At 68.9% G+C, this 16,274-nt stretch carries 17 protein-coding genes; 7 read left to right on the top strand and 10 right to left on the bottom strand.

The genetic code is table 11. The annotated features are described in order from the left end of the window. The first annotated feature begins 210 nt into the window (after positions 1 to 210). Complete coding sequence (locus ACE3QW_RS17020) at positions 211 to 1,380, top strand: pyridoxal phosphate-dependent aminotransferase (RefSeq protein WP_374252719.1); 1,170 nt, start codon at positions 211 to 213, stop codon at positions 1,378 to 1,380. Positions 1,381 to 1,494: 114 nt separating this feature from the next. Further along, the gene (gene aat / locus ACE3QW_RS17015) at positions 1,495 to 2,166 is read left to right on the top strand and encodes a leucyl/phenylalanyl-tRNA--protein transferase (RefSeq protein WP_374252717.1); all 672 of its coding nucleotides are present in this window, start codon (positions 1,495 to 1,497) and stop codon (positions 2,164 to 2,166) included. Here the strand turns inward: aat and ACE3QW_RS17010 are convergent. The 4 genes from ACE3QW_RS17010 to speB form a co-directional block, all read right to left on the bottom strand. Then, positions 2,103 to 2,774, bottom strand: coding sequence for a DUF2155 domain-containing protein (locus ACE3QW_RS17010; protein WP_250166621.1), 672 nt, complete (start codon positions 2,772 to 2,774; stop codon positions 2,103 to 2,105). The two genes, aat and ACE3QW_RS17010, sit on opposite strands and share 64 nt — an antisense overlap. A gap of 160 nt (positions 2,775 to 2,934) precedes the next feature. After that, complete coding sequence (locus ACE3QW_RS17005) at positions 2,935 to 3,345, bottom strand: NADH:ubiquinone oxidoreductase subunit NDUFA12 (protein ID WP_024279594.1); 411 nt, start codon at positions 3,343 to 3,345, stop codon at positions 2,935 to 2,937. An 82-nt stretch (positions 3,346 to 3,427) separates the two neighbouring features. After that, a complete protein-coding gene (locus ACE3QW_RS17000) occupies positions 3,428 to 4,525 on the bottom strand; it encodes a calcium:proton antiporter (protein ID WP_029558000.1) in 1,098 nt (365 codons plus the stop codon). A 97-nt stretch (positions 4,526 to 4,622) separates the two neighbouring features. Further along, positions 4,623 to 5,603, bottom strand: coding sequence for an agmatinase (gene speB / locus ACE3QW_RS16995; protein ID WP_029557999.1), 981 nt, complete (start codon positions 5,601 to 5,603; stop codon positions 4,623 to 4,625). A gap of 294 nt (positions 5,604 to 5,897) precedes the next feature. Here speB and ACE3QW_RS16990 point away from each other — a divergent pair, with 294 nt between their 5' ends. After that, entirely contained in the window at positions 5,898 to 7,106 is a 1,209-nt protein-coding gene (locus tag ACE3QW_RS16990; RefSeq protein WP_374252715.1) for a diguanylate cyclase, read from the top strand. Positions 7,107 to 7,113: 7 nt separating this feature from the next. Here ACE3QW_RS16990 and ACE3QW_RS16985 read toward each other — a convergent pair whose 3' ends face one another. The 3 genes from ACE3QW_RS16985 to ACE3QW_RS16975 all read right to left on the bottom strand — a co-directional run bounded on the left by ACE3QW_RS16985 (position 7,114) and on the right by ACE3QW_RS16975 (position 9,995). Further along, the gene (locus ACE3QW_RS16985) at positions 7,114 to 8,886 is read right to left on the bottom strand and encodes a hypothetical protein (RefSeq protein WP_374252713.1); all 1,773 of its coding nucleotides are present in this window, start codon (positions 8,884 to 8,886) and stop codon (positions 7,114 to 7,116) included. 10 nt (positions 8,887 to 8,896) lie between these two features. Further along, a complete protein-coding gene (locus ACE3QW_RS16980; RefSeq protein WP_024279600.1) occupies positions 8,897 to 9,436 on the bottom strand; it encodes an RNA polymerase sigma factor in 540 nt (179 codons plus the stop codon). A gap of 163 nt (positions 9,437 to 9,599) precedes the next feature. Beyond that, a complete protein-coding gene (locus ACE3QW_RS16975; protein ID WP_024279601.1) occupies positions 9,600 to 9,995 on the bottom strand; it encodes a flagellar export protein FliJ in 396 nt (131 codons plus the stop codon). A 468-nt stretch (positions 9,996 to 10,463) separates the two neighbouring features. On the opposite strand from ACE3QW_RS16975, the gene ctrA reads away from it, so the two are divergent. Then, positions 10,464 to 11,165 carry a response regulator transcription factor CtrA gene (gene ctrA / locus ACE3QW_RS16970; RefSeq protein WP_024279602.1) on the top strand — a complete coding sequence of 234 codons (702 nt, stop codon included), beginning with the start codon at positions 10,464 to 10,466 and terminating at the stop codon, positions 11,163 to 11,165. A 109-nt stretch (positions 11,166 to 11,274) separates the two neighbouring features. Here the strand turns inward: ctrA and ACE3QW_RS16965 are convergent, their stop codons facing one another. The 3 genes from ACE3QW_RS16965 to chpT form a co-directional block, all read right to left on the bottom strand. Then, the gene (locus ACE3QW_RS16965; protein ID WP_374252772.1) at positions 11,275 to 11,598 is read right to left on the bottom strand and encodes a DUF305 domain-containing protein; all 324 of its coding nucleotides are present in this window, start codon (positions 11,596 to 11,598) and stop codon (positions 11,275 to 11,277) included. A gap of 185 nt (positions 11,599 to 11,783) precedes the next feature. Further along, on the bottom strand, positions 11,784 to 12,239 hold the full coding sequence (locus ACE3QW_RS16960) for a hypothetical protein (RefSeq protein ID WP_374252710.1): 456 nt from the start codon (positions 12,237 to 12,239) through the stop codon (positions 11,784 to 11,786). Between the two features lie 22 nt (positions 12,240 to 12,261). Next, a complete protein-coding gene (gene chpT / locus ACE3QW_RS16955) occupies positions 12,262 to 12,915 on the bottom strand; it encodes a histidine phosphotransferase ChpT (RefSeq protein ID WP_029557995.1) in 654 nt (217 codons plus the stop codon). A gap of 195 nt (positions 12,916 to 13,110) precedes the next feature. Between chpT and cysQ the strand changes: the two genes are divergently transcribed. From cysQ to ACE3QW_RS16940, 3 genes are all read left to right on the top strand, one after another. Then, positions 13,111 to 13,953 carry a 3'(2'),5'-bisphosphate nucleotidase CysQ gene (gene cysQ, locus ACE3QW_RS16950; RefSeq protein ID WP_374252709.1) on the top strand — a complete coding sequence of 281 codons (843 nt, stop codon included), beginning with the start codon at positions 13,111 to 13,113 and terminating at the stop codon, positions 13,951 to 13,953. A gap of 258 nt (positions 13,954 to 14,211) precedes the next feature. Next, on the top strand, positions 14,212 to 14,766 hold the full coding sequence (locus ACE3QW_RS16945; RefSeq protein ID WP_374252771.1) for a DUF1134 domain-containing protein: 555 nt from the start codon (positions 14,212 to 14,214) through the stop codon (positions 14,764 to 14,766). 143 nt (positions 14,767 to 14,909) lie between these two features. After that, entirely contained in the window at positions 14,910 to 16,235 is a 1,326-nt protein-coding gene (locus ACE3QW_RS16940) for a hypothetical protein (protein WP_374252707.1), read from the top strand. The last annotated feature ends 39 nt before the right edge of the window (positions 16,236 to 16,274 follow it).

Below are 16,274 nucleotides of genomic sequence, written 5' to 3'. Positions count from 1 at the left end.
CACGCAGGGACCACAGCAATATCCGCCTTGGCTCGCTCCGGGGCACAGGCTACGAGACTGCCGGACACTGGCTTTGGCAGATGCCAAGGTCAATCCGCTGGCCTTCACGTTGGGGCGAACCCGCCTCAGGGACAGGCAGAATAAGGCGGCAGCACGGCAACGCGGGCATCTGCGCGGCGCACGCCGCACGAGCGCAACGGAAATTCGACTATGCGGAACGGTCTCCCTCTTCTCTCCCGGCGCAGCGCCGTCGAGCCCTTCATCGTCATGGACGTGATGGAGCACGCCGCCCGGATCGAGGCGCAGGGCGGGCATGTGATCCATCTGGAGGTGGGCCAGCCGGCGGCCCCCGCCCCGCTCGTGGCCCGGCAGGCGGCCGCGGCGGCGCTTGCGGCCGGACAGGTGGGCTATACCGCCGCCCTCGGCATCCCTGCCCTTCGCGCGCGCATCGCCCGCCATTACGAGGAGCAGCACGGCATCTCTGTCGATCCGGAGCGGATCGTCGTGACCAACGGGTCGTCCGGCGGCTTCATCCTCGCCTTTCTCGCGCTGTTCGAGCCGGGGGATCGCGTCGCCATCGCCGCACCGGGCTACCCGCCCTATCGTCATGTCCTGTCCGCGCTCGGCTGCGAGCCGGTGCTGATCGAGACCCGCGCCGAGGACCGCCACGCCCTCACCCCCGAGCGCCTCCTGGAGGCGCATCGCGCCGCGCCGCTCAAGGGCGTTCTGGTGGCGAGCCCCGCCAATCCCACCGGCACCATGATGGACCGGGCTGCCCTGACGGCGCTCCATGCCTGCGCCCGCGACCTCGGCCTCGCCTTCGTCTCCGACGAAATCTATCACGGCCTCGACTATGCCTTCCCGGCCGTGAGCGCGGTGGAGATCGGCGAGGACCTCACCGTCATCAACTCCTTCTCCAAATACTTCTGCATGACCGGCTGGCGCGTCGGCTGGATGGTGGTGCCGCCCGGCGTCTCGCGCACCATGGAACGGCTGCAGCAGAACTTCTCCATTTCCGTGCCGACCCTGTCGCAGATCGCCGCCGACGCCGCCTTCGAGGGCCGCGCCGAGATGGATCAGGTGAAGGCGACCTATGTGGAGAACCGCCGCATTCTCACCGAGGGGCTGCCCGCTGCCGGTCTCGGCCGCTTCCTGCCAGCGGATGGCGCCTTCTACCTCTATGCCGACGTCTCCGACTTCACCGACGATTCGGCGGCCTTTGCCCGTAGCCTGCTCGATGCCGCCCATGTGGCGGCGACCCCCGGCGTGGATTTCGACCCGTTCCACGGCCGCCAGTTCCTGCGCTTCTCCTATGCCGGCTCGGGGCCGGACATGGCGGAGGCGGTGCGGCGCATCGGCGACTTCCTCAAGCGGGGGTGACGTCGCCGACCCGCTTGCGCGCCGCGCGCGTCAATGGGTCGCGGGTGCCCAGGGAGACCGCCGGCACGCCGCCGCGCCACACGGCCGCTCGATTTGCTGGTAGGATGACCCGTCATGAGCCGGCCGAACGAACAGATCGTCGAGATCACGCCCGATGTGCTGCTGAAGGCCTATGCCTGCGGCATCTTCCCGATGGCCGAGAGCGCCGATGATCCCGGCCTCTACTGGATCGAGCCCGAGCGGCGCGGCATCATCCCCCTCGACGCCTTCCACGTCTCCTCCCGCCTCGCCCGAACGGTGCGCGCGGACAAGTTCGAGGTGCGCGTGGACAGCGATTTCGAGGCGGTCATCGACGGCTGCGCCGAGCCGCAGGAAGGTCGCGACAAGACCTGGATCAACGATCCCATCCGCCGCCTCTATGGCGAATTGTTCGCCCGCGGTCGCTGCCACACGGTGGAAGCTTGGCACGACGGGAAACTTGTGGGCGGCCTCTACGGCGTGCGGCTGGGCGGCGCGTTCTTCGGCGAGAGCATGTTCCACCGCGAGCGGGACGCCTCCAAGGTGGCTCTGGTGCATCTGGTGGGGCGGCTGATCGCCGGCGGCTTCCGGCTGCTCGATACGCAATTCGTCACCAGCCACCTCAAGACCTTCGGGGCGCTCGAGGTGACGCGGCGGCACTATCACAAGCTGCTGGAGAACGCCCTCGAGGTGGAGGGCGATTTCTACTGCTGGCCCCGGGCGGTGACGGGCGAGGCCGCCTTGCAGCCGATCAGCCAGACGTCATAGATCGGGTGCTCCACCGCGTGCAGGCCCGGGCTCGCCGCGAACATCCAGCCGGTGAAGATGCGCTTGGCCTGCCCCTGCAATGTCACCTCGTTCACCTCGGTGAAGGAGGTGGTGTTCTGCGTCTCGGTGGCGGGACGCGTGTAGCAGACGCGCGGTGTCACCTGGAGCGCACCGAACTGGGCCGTCTCGCCGATGGCGATATCGAATGAGGTGATGCGCCCGGTGATCTTGTCGAGGCCGGCATAGACCGCATAGGCGTTGGCGATCTTCTGAGTCGGCGGCTGCACCACCACCACGTCCCCCTCATCCCCGGGAGGCGCGGGCTGCATGCCTGCGGGAGGCTGCTGGGCAGCGGCCGGAGGCGGCGGGGGCGCTGGACCGCGCTGGATCGCGGCGGGGGCCGCCGGTCGCTGCGCGGGCGCCGCGGGCGGGGCCGCGATCACCGGAACGCTGTTGGGCACCTGAGGCAGCGGACGCTGGTTGGGAATGGTTCCGGGCGGCGGCAGCGGGGTCTGCTCGATGGTGCCGCGGCTCTGCGCCAGCGCCTGAGGCATCGCGGCGGCGATCAGGCCGGCGGCCAGCAGCGAAACGGAGCAGAGGAAGCGCATCAGTCTGTGAACCCGTGGAATGAAGGCGGCAACGCCGGGAAGCGGGCCGGCCCTTCTCCCCTTCTGACCGCCTGAATCGGGCGGTGGCAAGGCGGCGCCCGGAGGAGCCTTCACAGAAAGGAGACCGTGCAGAAGTACCGCGGGACGCCGAGGCGCCGGCCTATTCGCCGGGCGTCCAAGCCTTGTAGTCGCCGGTGACGCGGGGACGCAGGCCACCGGCCAGCACCGAGCCCTTGGGACGGTAGGCGCCGGGCGTGCCGGTCATGTTGCGGCGGTGCGGCTTCTGCCAGGAGCGGGCGGTATAGGTCTCATCCACCGGCGGCGTATCCACCCGATGGTGCATCCAGCCCCACCAGCCCGGAGGAATCGTCGAGGCCTCGGCATAGCCGGGATAGATGACCCAGCGGCGCTCGAAACCCAGCGTCGGGTCGATCTTGCCGCCCTTGGTGCGATAGTAGCGATTGCCGAACTCGTCTTCGCCCACGAGCTCGCCGAAGCGCTTCGTCCACCACATGGTGCCGACGGTCTGCTTGTTCCACCAGGTGAAGATGTAGAGCAGAAAATTCTTCACGGCCCGCGCCTCGTTCAAGTCGCGCGGAACATGCCACTCGCCCCGCCCGATGTCCACCGCCGGACAGCCACCGACCGGCTCTTTAGGGGGCGAACAGCAGCATCACATAGACGCAGAACACGATGAGGTGGATTACCCCATTGAGCGCATTGGTCTTTCCGGTGCCGAAGGAGAGCACGGAAAGGACGAAAGTGAGCAGCAGCATGGTGCGGTCCTCGTTGTCGAGGCCGAGCACCATGGAGCGTCCGATCATGACGCTGATGAACGCCATGGCCGGGATGGTCAGCGACACCGTGGCGAGCGCCGAGCCGAGCGCGATGTTGAGCGAGTGCTGCAGATGATTGCGGGCGGCGGCGCGTACCGCGCTGATGCATTCCGGAAGGAGGATCAGCGTCGCGACCAGCGCGCCGGTCACGGCGTCAGGATCTTCCAGCGAGAACTGCGCCAGGAAATCCTCGAAGGTTGCGGCGACCTGGCCGGAGAGCGCCACCACCGCGGCGAGACTTGCCAGCAGCATGCCGATGGCGAGCAGGAAAGCGGAGAGGCCCGGCACCGGTTCGCCGTGGCCTTCCGCCTGCCCGGCGAAATGTTCCCGATAGCGCACCGTCTGCATGTAGAGAAAGGCGGCATAGAGCGCGATAGCGATCAGCGACATGTAGACGAGCTGAAACAGCGAGAAGGCGCCTGTCGCCCCTGCGTGCGTCTCGTTGGGCAGGATCAGCAGCATCACGCCGAGCGCGATGATGGCAGACAGATAGCCCGACGCGCCCTGTTGCTGGATCGTCTGCTCGCGGTGCCGGATGCTGCCGAGCAGGAGACACAGGCCGACGATTCCGGCGTTCACGATCATCAGCACCGACAGCACGGACTCGCGGGCAAGCGTCGGGTTGTTTTCGCCGTTGAGCATCATGGATGCCATCACCGACACCTCGATGATGGTCACGGACAGGGTGAGGAGCAGCGTGCCCCATGGCTGCCCCAGCCGGGCCGCCACCACGTCGGCGTGCCCGACCGCCGAGAAGGCGGAGCCGCACAGAAGCGCTACCGAGCCAGCCGCGAGCACGCCCGGCAGCACGCCCGGTGTCCCCGGTCCAACGTCGGGCCACAGCAGGAAGACGAGAGCGAGCAGCAACCCCAGGGCGGGGAGAATATAGGCCGAGATGCCTGGCCGCTTTCCCATCTCTTGCCTTCCCGAATCCAGCCTGTGTGCGCTGAGCGCCCTCCCTTATCCCGTCCGCCCGCAAAAGGGTACAAGCCCCCCCCCCCGCGGGACGGAGCTACAGCGCCGGCGAGCGCCCCCCCTCCTTGCGCTCGGCCAGCAGACACAGATAGAGCGAAGCCAGCGTCGCACCGGCGAGCGCCGTGATCTCCGCATGGTCGTAAGGCGGGGATACCTCCACCACGTCGAACCCCTTGAGGTCGAGCGCACCGAGGCGCCTGAGGCAGGCCATCACCTCACGGGTGGAGAGACCGCCACACACCGGCGTCCCGGTGCCGGGCGCAAAGGCGGGGTCGAGGGCATCGATGTCGAAGCTGACATAGACCGGCGCGTCACCCACCCGATCACAGATATGCCGGGCCAGAGCGGCGGGGCCCATTTCGCCGGCCACGTTGCCATGCACGATCTCGATGCCGTAGCTGCGGGGCGCATGGGTCCGGATGCCCACCTGGATCGAGCGGTCCACCCTGATCAGGCCGTCCTTCACGGCGCGGGTGATCATGGTGCCGTGGTCCACGCGGTCCCCGTTGTCGTCCCATGTGTCCTGATGGGCATCGAACTGCACCAGCGCCACCGGCTGCCCGAGCCGCGCCGTCAGCGCCCGCAGGATGGGGTAGGTCAGGAAATGGTCGCCGCCGAGGGTCACGAGGTGGCTGCCGCGGGCGTAGTGCGCGGCAGCTTGAGCGGCGATGGCGCCGGGGATGCCCGCCGGCAGGCCGTAGTCGAACACGCAGTCGCCGCCATCCGCGACATCCAGCGTCTCGAACGGGTCGAAGCCGAAGGGATAGAAGGGATCGCCGTCGAGGATGGAGGACGCGGCACGGAGGGCGCGCGGCCCGAAGCGGGTGCCGGGCCGGTTCGACACCGCCACATCGAGCGGCACGCCCCACACCACCACCTCTGCTCCCCCGCCGTCACGGGCATAGCGACGGCGCAGGAAGGACGTGACACCCGAATAGTTCGGCTCGGTGGACTGGCCGTGGCGGAAGCCCGGATCCAGCGCGCGGTCGACAGGGCGGGGAAGGGTCGGATCGGCCATATTGTCCTCGCTGGCACTTTTCGCGCACGGCACAGCGCCGCCGGCCCATGCGCGGTCGCATCATAGCGAAGGCCGGGCGCCCCGAAAGCACGGCCAAGAGACGCCTGTGCCGTATTCACCGGCCGCGGGCACTCCTCGGCAATCTGTGGAAACAAAGTCAGCCATCGGAAACAAAATTACGCCGTACAATAGTAGGACGACCGACTTGTGCGCACGTCGACTACACGCTATTGGCGCATACAACCTATTTTTCTCCCCGCGTGTGGTTCAACGCCCCCCGGAGCGGCCCCAGACATGGATTTTCAGGTCCAGACTGTGCTGTCGGTCTCGGCCGTGGTGGGCCTGCTGCTGGCTGGCCTTCAACTTCTGGCGGGATGGCGATTGCGGCAGTCCTGCCTGTTCGTCTGGTCGCTCGCCAACCTGTTCCTCACGACCGGCTGCGTTTTCCTTGCCGCGCGCATCGACATCGGCCTTCCGGCGAGCGTACTGGTCGGCAATGGCTGCATCCTCATCGGCATGGGGCTCATCTACAGCGGAATTCGCACGCTTGATGAGCGCACGCCGAGGCTGGCCGCGGTGGCGGTGGTGACAGCGCTGGGAACGGGCCTCCTCGGCCTGTCGCTGTGGAGCGGCAACAACCTCGCTGATCGCGTGACCATCACTTCGGTCCTGGTCGGTTGCTGGACTGCGACAGCGGGACGCGCCCTGCTGCAGACGCCCGGCGGGGGACCGATCATCTCCCGCGTCGCATCGGCCTTGGTGTTGATGGTTCTGGCCATCGGCTACACGCTGCGGGGCTTGGGGGTGCAGTTCGGCATCGTTCCGCTGCCGGGCGATGGCCCCGTGGAAGTGCTGATCGCCATCCTCGGCCTTGGCCTTGCCATCTGCTGGACCTTCGGCAGTCTCTACATGGTGCTCGAGAAAGTCGCCTCCCTCGACGACCTCACCGGCCTGCTCAATCGCCGCTCGATCCTGCAGCGCGGGGAGGAGTTGTTGCGGTCCGCGCGTGCCCGGCGCATGCCCTTCTCGCTGCTGCTCGCCGACCTCGACCACTTCAAGTCGGTCAACGACCGCTTCGGCCACGACGTGGGCGACCTCGCGCTGAAGCGCTTTGCGGCCGTCGTGCCGCAGAGCATCCGCTCCAATGACGTTGCGGGGCGCTACGGCGGCGAAGAATTCTGCATCCTTCTGCCAGGGGCCGATGCGAAAGGCGCCCATGCCATAGCCGAGCGATTGCGCCTGCTGGTGGAAGCGCAGCTCCGCGAGGTGGCTTCCCACGACATCGGCGTCACGCTCACTGTCGGGGCGGCGACCTATCTGCCGGGGAGCAGCGGGCCGGACACCATCGCCGACCTCATCATCGCGGCCGATGGCGCGCTCTATTCCGGCAAGGCGCTGGGCCGCAACCGCACCGCCATGGCGCAGTTGCCATCGGGTGAGGTCCCGAGCGCGCCGCGGGAGACGCCGGGTCACGGCACGATCGCCGCGGAGCCCTCGCGCTAGAGGACGCTCATTCCGGCACCAGCCGGCCGCGATAGACCACGGTTGCCTCAGGCCCCTTTGTCGTATCCGGCCGGTCGGCCGGCTCACGTGTCACCACCAGCTCGGTGCCCGAAAGCCCCTTCCGGCCAAGCCGCGCGAGTTCGGGCACGCGTTCGGACAAGCCTGATGAGAAGGCGCCGATCAGCCGCGCACCGGAGGTGGAGACCAGCCACAGTCGATAGGTCTCGCCGTCCGGTGGTGCCGGAGCGAACGACCGCACATGCACGGCGCCGCTATCGGGGTCGATCCGCACCGACACCGCGGGCAGCGGCTCCGCCTGCATCACCGCAACCCAATAGCCCTCACCGGGCCAGACCCACTCGCGATAGGCCGCCACCCCGCCCAGCCCCAGGGAGAGCAGCGCGAGCAGAAGCGAAATCCCGCGCCAGGGACCGTGACGCACAACGACGCGCGTGGGCGCGCTCGGCTCGTCCGGCAGCGCCGACACCTCACCGGAAGCAACCTCAGTTGCCCATCCGGGCAGCGGCGCCTCCTCGGCCTTCTCCCCGGCGGCAGGATCAGCCGACGGGGCCTCGCTCGACGGCGCGTCCTGAGGGGCGGCCTCAGGGGAAGACACCTCGGCGGCATTTGCGAGCGCGGCAGGCGGCGCGACAGCCTCCGCCTCTTCGTCCGACTTCTGCTCCGTGGCCTCGATCACGTCCAACGCCATGGGCGCAGCGACAGGTTCAGGCCCCCCTTCAGCGACGGGCGGCAGAGCGGCCTCCATGGCGGCCGGCTCCGTTTCAACCGGCGTCGGCGCGGGGGCGACGGGCGCGGGCTCGGCCGCATCGGGGGCGCCTTGGGAAACCGCTGGGGCCGTCGGCTCCAGCACCACGGGCGGCGCAGGAGCCACCGCGTCCGGCTCAGCCACGGTTTCGGACGGCGGAAGGCTCTCCGCGGCCGGTGCCGCTTCCATAGGCGTGCCGTCCCCGACCGGCGTGGGCGACGCCTCCGCGACGGGCTCCGGCTCCGGCGGCGGATCGGGCTCCAGGAACATGAAGGCTGGCGGCGGCGTGAGCGGCTCGGGCGACGGGCGGGGGCGGGGCGGAAGCGCGACCAGTTGCAGGGGCGCGGACGGCTCCGGTAACCGCGCAGCCGTCGGCACAGTCCCCGGCCCTGGCGACGGGGGACGGGACAACTGGGACGACACCTGAGGCAACAGGCCCGCCGACCTCGTGTCGCGGATCGGCCCGGCCGGCACCCGTGGGGTCTCCATCGGCTGGGGCGGCCCTATAGGACCGGCTTCGAGCGGGGGGAAGGCCCGGCGGCGGGACGGCCGTTCCGCTCCACGCGAAGGCTCGACACGCCCCGGCTCGGCGCCCCGGCCAAGGCCGAACAGCCGGCGCACCCGTTCGACTGCGCCCTCCCCCGTCCCTGCCGCCGAACGCAGCGGCCGGCCTTCCGGCATGGCCGGCCGGCGGGGCGGATCGGGTGAAGGCGACATGCCGCGCGGCATGGTGGCCCCGCGCAGGGCGGGCGGGGCGCTCCTCAGATCCGAGGCGATGGCCCGCCAGATCTCCGGCGAGGGAATGACCGGCACGGCCAGTTCATGCAGCGGCGCCAGCCGGCGCTCCCACAAGCGGACCAGAGCGGCGAACTGCGGCTCGGCGGCGCAGCGGGCACGCACCCGGCGACGGTCCTCATTGTCGAGGGTGCCGAGCACGTACTCGGCGGCGAGGATACGGTCCGCATCAGGCGGCGCCACACGCTCGGGCAGGCGATCGGGAGAGGCCCGGCTCATGGGGTGAACCTCATGACCGCCGCCCCAGAAACTCGCCCAACTGGTGGATGCTGCGGGCCATCCAGGCGCGGATGGCCGGCGCGGGCGCGTCGAAATAGACCGAGAGCGCCTCGTAGCTCCAGCCATCATAGAAGGCGAGCAGCAGCATCCGGCGCCGCTCCTCGGGCAGTCGCCCGAGGCAGGTCAGGAGGCGCGTCAAAGCCGGGCTGCGGTGCGGCGAGGCGATCGGATCATGGCCGCGCTGGGCCACGTCGAACGGCTCGAAGGCGTCGCCCACCGGCCGCTGCCAGGCCATGTCGAGGGCGCAGCCGCGGGCGATGGAGACCATCCAGCACACCGGGTCTTCATTCTGACGAAGAGTATGCGCCTCGGACCGCACCCGCCGGTAGGCCTGCCGCATGGCCTCCGAGGCGAGCTCGGGCCGGCGCAGCAGGCGCAGCACGATGCCGTAGAGCTTCGGGCTGGTCAGCCGGTAAAGCTCTTCGAACGCGCGCAGGTCGCCCGCGGCAACCGCGTCGACGAGGGCATGGACCTTGCGGTGGGGAGTCACGGAACACTCGTGCTCGGGGTTTGGCCGAGCAGAAGGTACCGGAGCGGTAGACCCGAATGGAAGCCTCAAGGTTGCAGGAACCGCCCGCGGACGAGAAAAATCGTCTGCCGCACCGCAGCAAAGGCTACCTGCCTACCCCCTTGAAACTCAAGCCATACCGCGTTCAGAAGCGCACCGGCGCAGCGGGCCTGAGCGGCGGGCGGCGGGTTGCGTTGTCCACACGTGCGGAACGGTCCATCTCTCCGGCCGCCTCCACCAGCGCGAGGTCGGCTTCCGCTTCGGTTAGCGTGGCCTTGGCCTCGTCCTGCTGCACCTTAAGGTCGTCCGCGGAGCGGCGCAGATTGTCCCGGCGGTTGCGCGCGGCGAGCGCCAGCGGCGGATAGGCGAAATGGCGCGGATCGGTGATGCCGGAGCGCGCCTCCTCGGCGGCGATGTCGCGGTCGAGTTCCTGGGCCATGCGCTCGAACTCGGCGATCATCGTATCGATCTGCGCGAGGCGCCGGCGCGCATCGTCGATCTGGAACCGCTTGGCACGGATCAGGGGGTCACGCGACTTCATCGGCGTCTACTCCGGTACAAATGACGCAGCCCCTCAACGCCCGCCCGTGTGCGCCTGAGGCCTCCGGGAATGAGAATGTCCTGTGCTGGTTGCCCTTTCCTTACCTTCGGCGTCGCCATGGCAGGAAAATCGTACGGATCACGCCGTCGGCAACCAATCGTTTACCGCCTTCGTTAATGATGACGCTACGGTTCGGGTGATGCGCCGCTGCGCGCTCAGCCGGACGCCGGATCAAGGGGCTCGGGCGAGGGGTGGTCGGGCGGTTTGCGTGAGGGCTGTGGAAAAACCTTAAGTGCCTGAAACAGAGTCAGTCTTGACTCTCATGCACAAAGATTTTTCCGCAGACTCTTGTGGGTAGGAATCGAGTTCTGTTAACGATTCTACACACGTAACGCGAATCACCCCGATGGCCGAGCAACGAAAGTCGGCGCCGCCGCCTTTCGGCTAGTTGCGAGGAAAGGGATAGCCATGCGCGTCTTGCTCATCGAGGACGACAGTGCTACGGCCCGAGGCATCGAATTGATGCTGAAGACCGAGAGCTTCAACGTCTATACGACCAACCTCGGTGAGGAAGGCGTGGACCTCGGTAAGGTCTACGAGTACGACATCATCCTTCTTGACCTTAATTTGCCCGACATGTCCGGGTTCGAGGTCTTGCGCTCCCTTCGCGTGGCGAAGGTGAAGACGCCGATCCTCATCCTCTCGGGTCTCGCCAATACGGAAGACAAGGTGAAGGGCTTCGGCTTCGGTGCCGACGATTACCTCACCAAGCCCTTCCACAAGGACGAGATGGTCGCCCGCATCCACGCGATCGTGCGCCGCTCCAAGGGCCATGCCCAGTCGGTGATCCAGACCGGCGACCTAATCGTCAACCTGGACACCAAGACCGTCGAGGTGGAGGGCAACCGCGTCCACCTCACCGGCAAGGAATATCAGATGCTGGAGCTGCTCTCGCTCCGCAAGGGCACCACCCTCACCAAGGAGATGTTCCTGAACCATCTCTACGGCGGCATGGACGAGCCTGAGCTCAAGATCATCGACGTGTTCATCTGCAAGCTGCGCAAGAAGCTGGCGAACGCGTCCGCCGGCAAGAACTACATCGAGACGGTCTGGGGCCGCGGCTACGTGCTGCGCGAGCCCATGCATGGTGCCGAGCGCATCGCCGTCTGACCCGACTGACCTTTCCCTTTCCTTTTCGTCATGAGGCCCCGCTCCAGCGGGGCCTCTTGCGTTTTGGAACCTCTTGCGTTTCGGAACCTCTTGCGTTTTGGGGCTCCGGCTACTTCGCCTTCGCGCGGGCCTCGGCGCGGGCGAGCCAGGCCTTCATGAAGGCGATCTCCTCCTCCTGCGCCTTGATGATCCCCTCCGCGAGCTTGCGGATCTCGGGATCCTTGCCGAAGGCGAGCTCAACCTTAGCCATGGCAACCGCCCCCTCGTGGTGGGGGATCATGCCGCGCACGAAGTCCACGTCGGTATCGCCGGAATAGGCGATGTCCATGTCCTTGTGCATCTGCGCCCCGGCAGCCTTGAACGTGGCCGTGGATGGGGTGTCGGCCGCAGTCGAGGCCGGCCCGCCCATGGCGTGGGGCATATCGTGCATCATCGGTCCGCCGGGCACGGCCGACTGGGCCGCCGCCGGGTTGATGGACACAAGGCCGGCGACAACCACGGCAGCAAAGGTCAAGGGCACGGCCGCGCGCAGGCGCGCCGCGTAGGTACGGGACCGCATGGGGTCTCTCCTGAATGATGAAATGTCCGTTCCGGCGCCCTCGGCCGGCGCCGTAGCCGTCAGGCGCGCGGTCTGGGCGGCGGGAGTTGGACCTCGGGTCCGTGGGCCGGCCTGTCGCTTGCGGACGAAAAGGCGAGACGCTGACCGGGTCCGTTCGGCCCAGTCGCGAGGTCGAGCGCCGGCGCGACCCAGTGGCAGGTCATCAGGCATCCCCAGCCGGAGCAGCAGGACGGTCCCGCCGGCATGGAGGCGCCGCCGGCATGACCCAGATGCGCCGGCACCACGGGCTGGGGCGTCGCACGGGGGGCCGCAGGGCTGTGGGAAGACGGACGCTTCTCGGGCGCGGTCGAAGTGACTGGCGCAACATGCGCCGTCACCTCGTGCGGGCTCACCTCCGCCTGCGCGCCCGGCGCCATATCATGGGGATAGCTCGCGTGGGCACCGGCCACACCTGCCAGCGCCAGCACGCCGCAGAGCAGCGCGAGACGCAGAAGCAGGCGTGCGGCCAGACGCATGGGGGCATTCCTCGGGCGACGGTCAGGCGGCAGAGAGCGTAACCGTATCACCGTCCTGAGTGAAGCCGATCGAAAGGCCGCAGTCGCGGGCGAGAAGCCCGGCATAGAAGGGCTGGACGGAATGGGCATCGAGCCCGCCTTCCGGAAGGGTGCCCGTCGCCAGCGCCTCGATGCCCTGCGGAATACGGGCGCTCTGGCCGGTGGAGACGAGGGCGAAGGTCACGTCGTCCCCCTCCCCCGCCCCGGTGACGCGGATGACGCCGCCCCTCGGAACGGTGGTACCGGCGAGCAGGACGAGGTTGAGCAGCAGCTTCACCCGGTTCTTGGGCAGCAGCACACGCGGCAGCGTCCATTCCAGCGACGTGCGCTGATCCTCGACCACACCGCGCACCACCTGCTCGGCGTCGCCCGTGTCGAGGCGGGCGCCGGCCGAACCCGCCGCCCCGAAGGCGAGGCGGGTGAACTGGAGCCGGGCCGAGGCCTGCCGGGCGCTCTTGGCGATGAGGTCGAGGGCCACGTCGCGCATGTCGGCAGCGTTCTCGTCCTCGAGAACCTCAAGACCGTTGACGATGGCGCCCACCGGGCTGATCACGTCGTGGCAGACCCGCGAGCACAGGAGCGCGCCGAGATCGAGCGCGGAAACGGCAAGCGGAATGCGGGGGGCGTCGGCGGACATGACGTTTCCCGGGGCGGCGACGGAGACGGCGCCGGGCACCGCATGCGTCTCGAAATGGCGAATCCGTCTCGAAGGACGGCCGGCCCTGATACACCGCCGCCGGGAAGGGCCACAAGCCGCGCCCCCCTGCGCCGCATCGACATGCGGTCCGCGCCCGTCTAGAGACGGCCGAAACGAGCCCATCGAGATCCGACAATGACCCAGCGCCCTCCCCGCTCCCCCGCGCCCACCGATGCCGCCATCCTCGCGGGGATGGCCGAGGCGGCGCTGGCGGCCGGCGTCGCCATCCGGCGCATTGAGGCGGAGGGCATCGATGCCCGCCAAAAGGCGGACCTCAGCCCGGTGACGGCGGCCGACCATGCGGCGGAAGAGATCATCTGCGCCGCCCTCGCCCACCTCTTGCCCGGCGTGCCGGTGGTGGCGGAAGAGGCCATGGCGCTGGGCGCGCAGGTCGATTGCGGCAACCGCTTCGTGCTGGTCGACCCCCTCGACGGCACCAAGGAGTTCATCTCCGGCAACGGCGAGTACACGGTGAATATCGCTCTGGTGGAGGACGGCACGCCGGTGCTCGGCATCGTTTATGCCCCGGCGCGGGCGCTGCTGTTCGCCGGCCGGCCCGGCGCCGCCTTCCGCGCCATCCGCGCCCCGGGCGCGGCGGTGGATGCGCAGGACTGGACGCCCATCGCCTGCCGTCAGGTGCCCGAGGGGCCGATCGTGGTGGCGGCCAGCCGCTCCCATGGTGATCCCGCCACGGACGCGCTGATCGGCCGCTATCAGGTGGCGGAGCGCATCCCCGCCGGCTCAGCCCTCAAGTTCGGGCTGCTCGCCGAGGGCAAGGTGGACCTCTATCCCCGCCTAGGGACCGTGATGGAGTGGGACAGCGCCGCCGGCCATGCCCTCGTCGCCGCCGCTGGCGGCAGCGTCACCCGTCCGGACGGCAGCCCGCTCACCTATGGGCATGCGGACGCCAGCTACAAGGTGCACGGTTTCATCGCCTGGGGCGCCGGCGGCCCGGCCCGCGCGCGCAGCGCCGATTAACGCTCCGATAACACGCGATCACCATGGTGATTGTGATGCAACGGCTCGGGACAAGCGACGGCGCGCCTTTGCGCGGTCACACTGGTCGCCATAATCGAACCGATTCGTCCCGCTGTTTGCGAATTTCACCGCCCGCCCGCTGAAGCCCTCCGGCCGAAGCCCACCGCGAGAAACCCCATGCGCTTTGCTTCCGTGCGCTTCTCTTCTGTCCGCTTCCCCCGGAGCCTCCTGAAGACCGCCCGCGCGCTCGCGGTCGCCATGGGCGTTGTCTCTGGCCTGCCGCTCGCCGCCGGGATCTCCCCGGCCGCCGCACAACAGGGGCCGGCGCCGCAGAACTATTCAACCAACGAACTGGTGAGCAAGGGCCATTCCTTCTTCGGCAGCGTCTCCCGCGGGCTGGCGCTGTCCATCGAGAAGGCGGTGGGCCAGTGGGGCCAGCCGAACGGCTACATCCTCGGCCAGGAAGGCGCCGGCGCCTTCATCGGCGGCCTGCGCTACGGTGAGGGCGTGCTCTACACCCGCAACGCCGGCGACCTGAAGGTCTACTGGCAGGGCCCCTCGGTAGGCTGGGACTTCGGCGGCGACGGCGCCCGCACCATGATCCTCGTCTACAACCTGAAGAGCGTGGACGACATCTTCCGCCGCTTCGGCGGCATCTCCGGCTCGGCCTATCTCGTCGCGGGATTCGGCATGACCGCGCTCGGCGCCGACGGGATCGTGGTGGTTCCGATCCGCTCGGGCGTGGGCGTGCGCCTCGGGGCCAATCTCGGCTACCTCAAGTTCACCCCCAATCCCACCTGGAACCCCTTCTGATCGCATTGGGGGCCTGACGGCGCTGGCACGCGCGCGCGGGCCATGGCATGAATGACGCTGGCGCCCCCTGCGACGGCGGGCGGAAGGCTCGGTCGCAGGGCGGCTCCGCCGATGTGGCCTCTAGGCAAAGGGCGAGTGCGCGCGTGATCGAGCAGATCATGTACTTCATGCTGGGCGTGCTGATCGCAACGCTCGTGGCTTTGCTCGTGCTGCCCGCGGTCTGGCACCGGGCCGTCCGGCTCACCACCAAAAGGGTGGAGGCGGCGGTGCCCATCTCCATCTTCGAGGTGCAGGCCGACAAGGACCAGCAGCGCGCCTTCTTCGCCCTCAACCAGCGGCGGCTGGAGCTGCAATCCGACGCCATGCGCGACACCATCGTCGCCAACGCCGCCACCATCGAGACCCAGCGCCAGCGCACGTTCGAACTGGAAGGGGAACTGAAGACCCTCCAGGCGCAGCACACTTTCCTGCAAGCCACCAGCGCCGAGCGCGATGTGCTTTTGGGCGAAACGCAGGACCAGCTCGCCGACCGCACCGCCACCGTCGCCCGCCTGGAAGAGGCGCTGGCGGATCGGGTCGCCGCCCTCGCCGCACTGGAAGCCGCACACGGCACCCTCACCGGGGATGCCCGCGCCCAGGCCGAGGCCTTGAAGGCCCGCGAGGAGGCGCTTGCCGCCGCCCGCACCCGCGTTACCGCCATCGAAGCGGACGTGGCGAGCCTGAGCGCGCGCCTCGCCGACACCGCCCGCCGGCTCGAGGAAACGTCCGCCACCCTTGAAGCCGAGCGCGCCGCCACCCTTGAGGCCCGCGCCATCGCGGCCCAGGCTGCGACCGAACTTTCCACCGATCTCACCGAGGCGCAGGAAGCCCTTGCCCTCAAGGTGGTCGAGAGCGAGGCGCGGGCGCAGACCATCGCCGCTCTGGAGGCCGAGCGCGACCGGCTCGCCCAGACGCTCGCCACGGCGGAGGCCGACCTCGACGCCAACCGCGCCGTCGTCCACGCCTTCGAGCAGCGGCGCGCCAGCGAGTTCGGCGCGGCCGAGGCCGAGAACCGGCGGCTTGAGGATGCCCTGCGCATGCTCAAGGCCGACCACGCCCTCATGGAAGAGGCAGTGCAGCGCCGCCGGGACGACGGCAATACGGCTCCCGCTCCGCTCGCTAGCGAAGTCTCTGCTGCCGATGGCGCCGACAACGCGATCCTGCGCGAAAGCATGACCGACCTCGCGGCGCGCCTCGCCGCCCTCACCGCCCGGTTGGAGGGTAACGGCTCACCCATCCGTCAGGCCGTGGCGGATGACGCCGGCGGCGACCTTGCCGCGCGCATCCGCGCCCTGCTCGATCAAACCGACGGCAGCGCCGAAGAAGAGGCACCCGCCGGCGACGCTCCGGCGATCGAAGCCAATGCCGTTCCGTCCGATGGCACCGTCCGTCGCAATCGCAAGTCCGCGCGCAGCCGGGCGGCCGTCTAAGTCGTCCGGTTGGACGCGATCTGCCTCTCGCACAGCCGA

The sequence above is a fragment of the Xanthobacter sp. genome (assembly GCF_041911315.1).
Lineage (GTDB): Bacteria > Pseudomonadota > Alphaproteobacteria > Rhizobiales > Xanthobacteraceae > Xanthobacter > Xanthobacter aminoxidans.
This window is presented reverse-complemented; position numbering and strand designations above follow the sequence as displayed.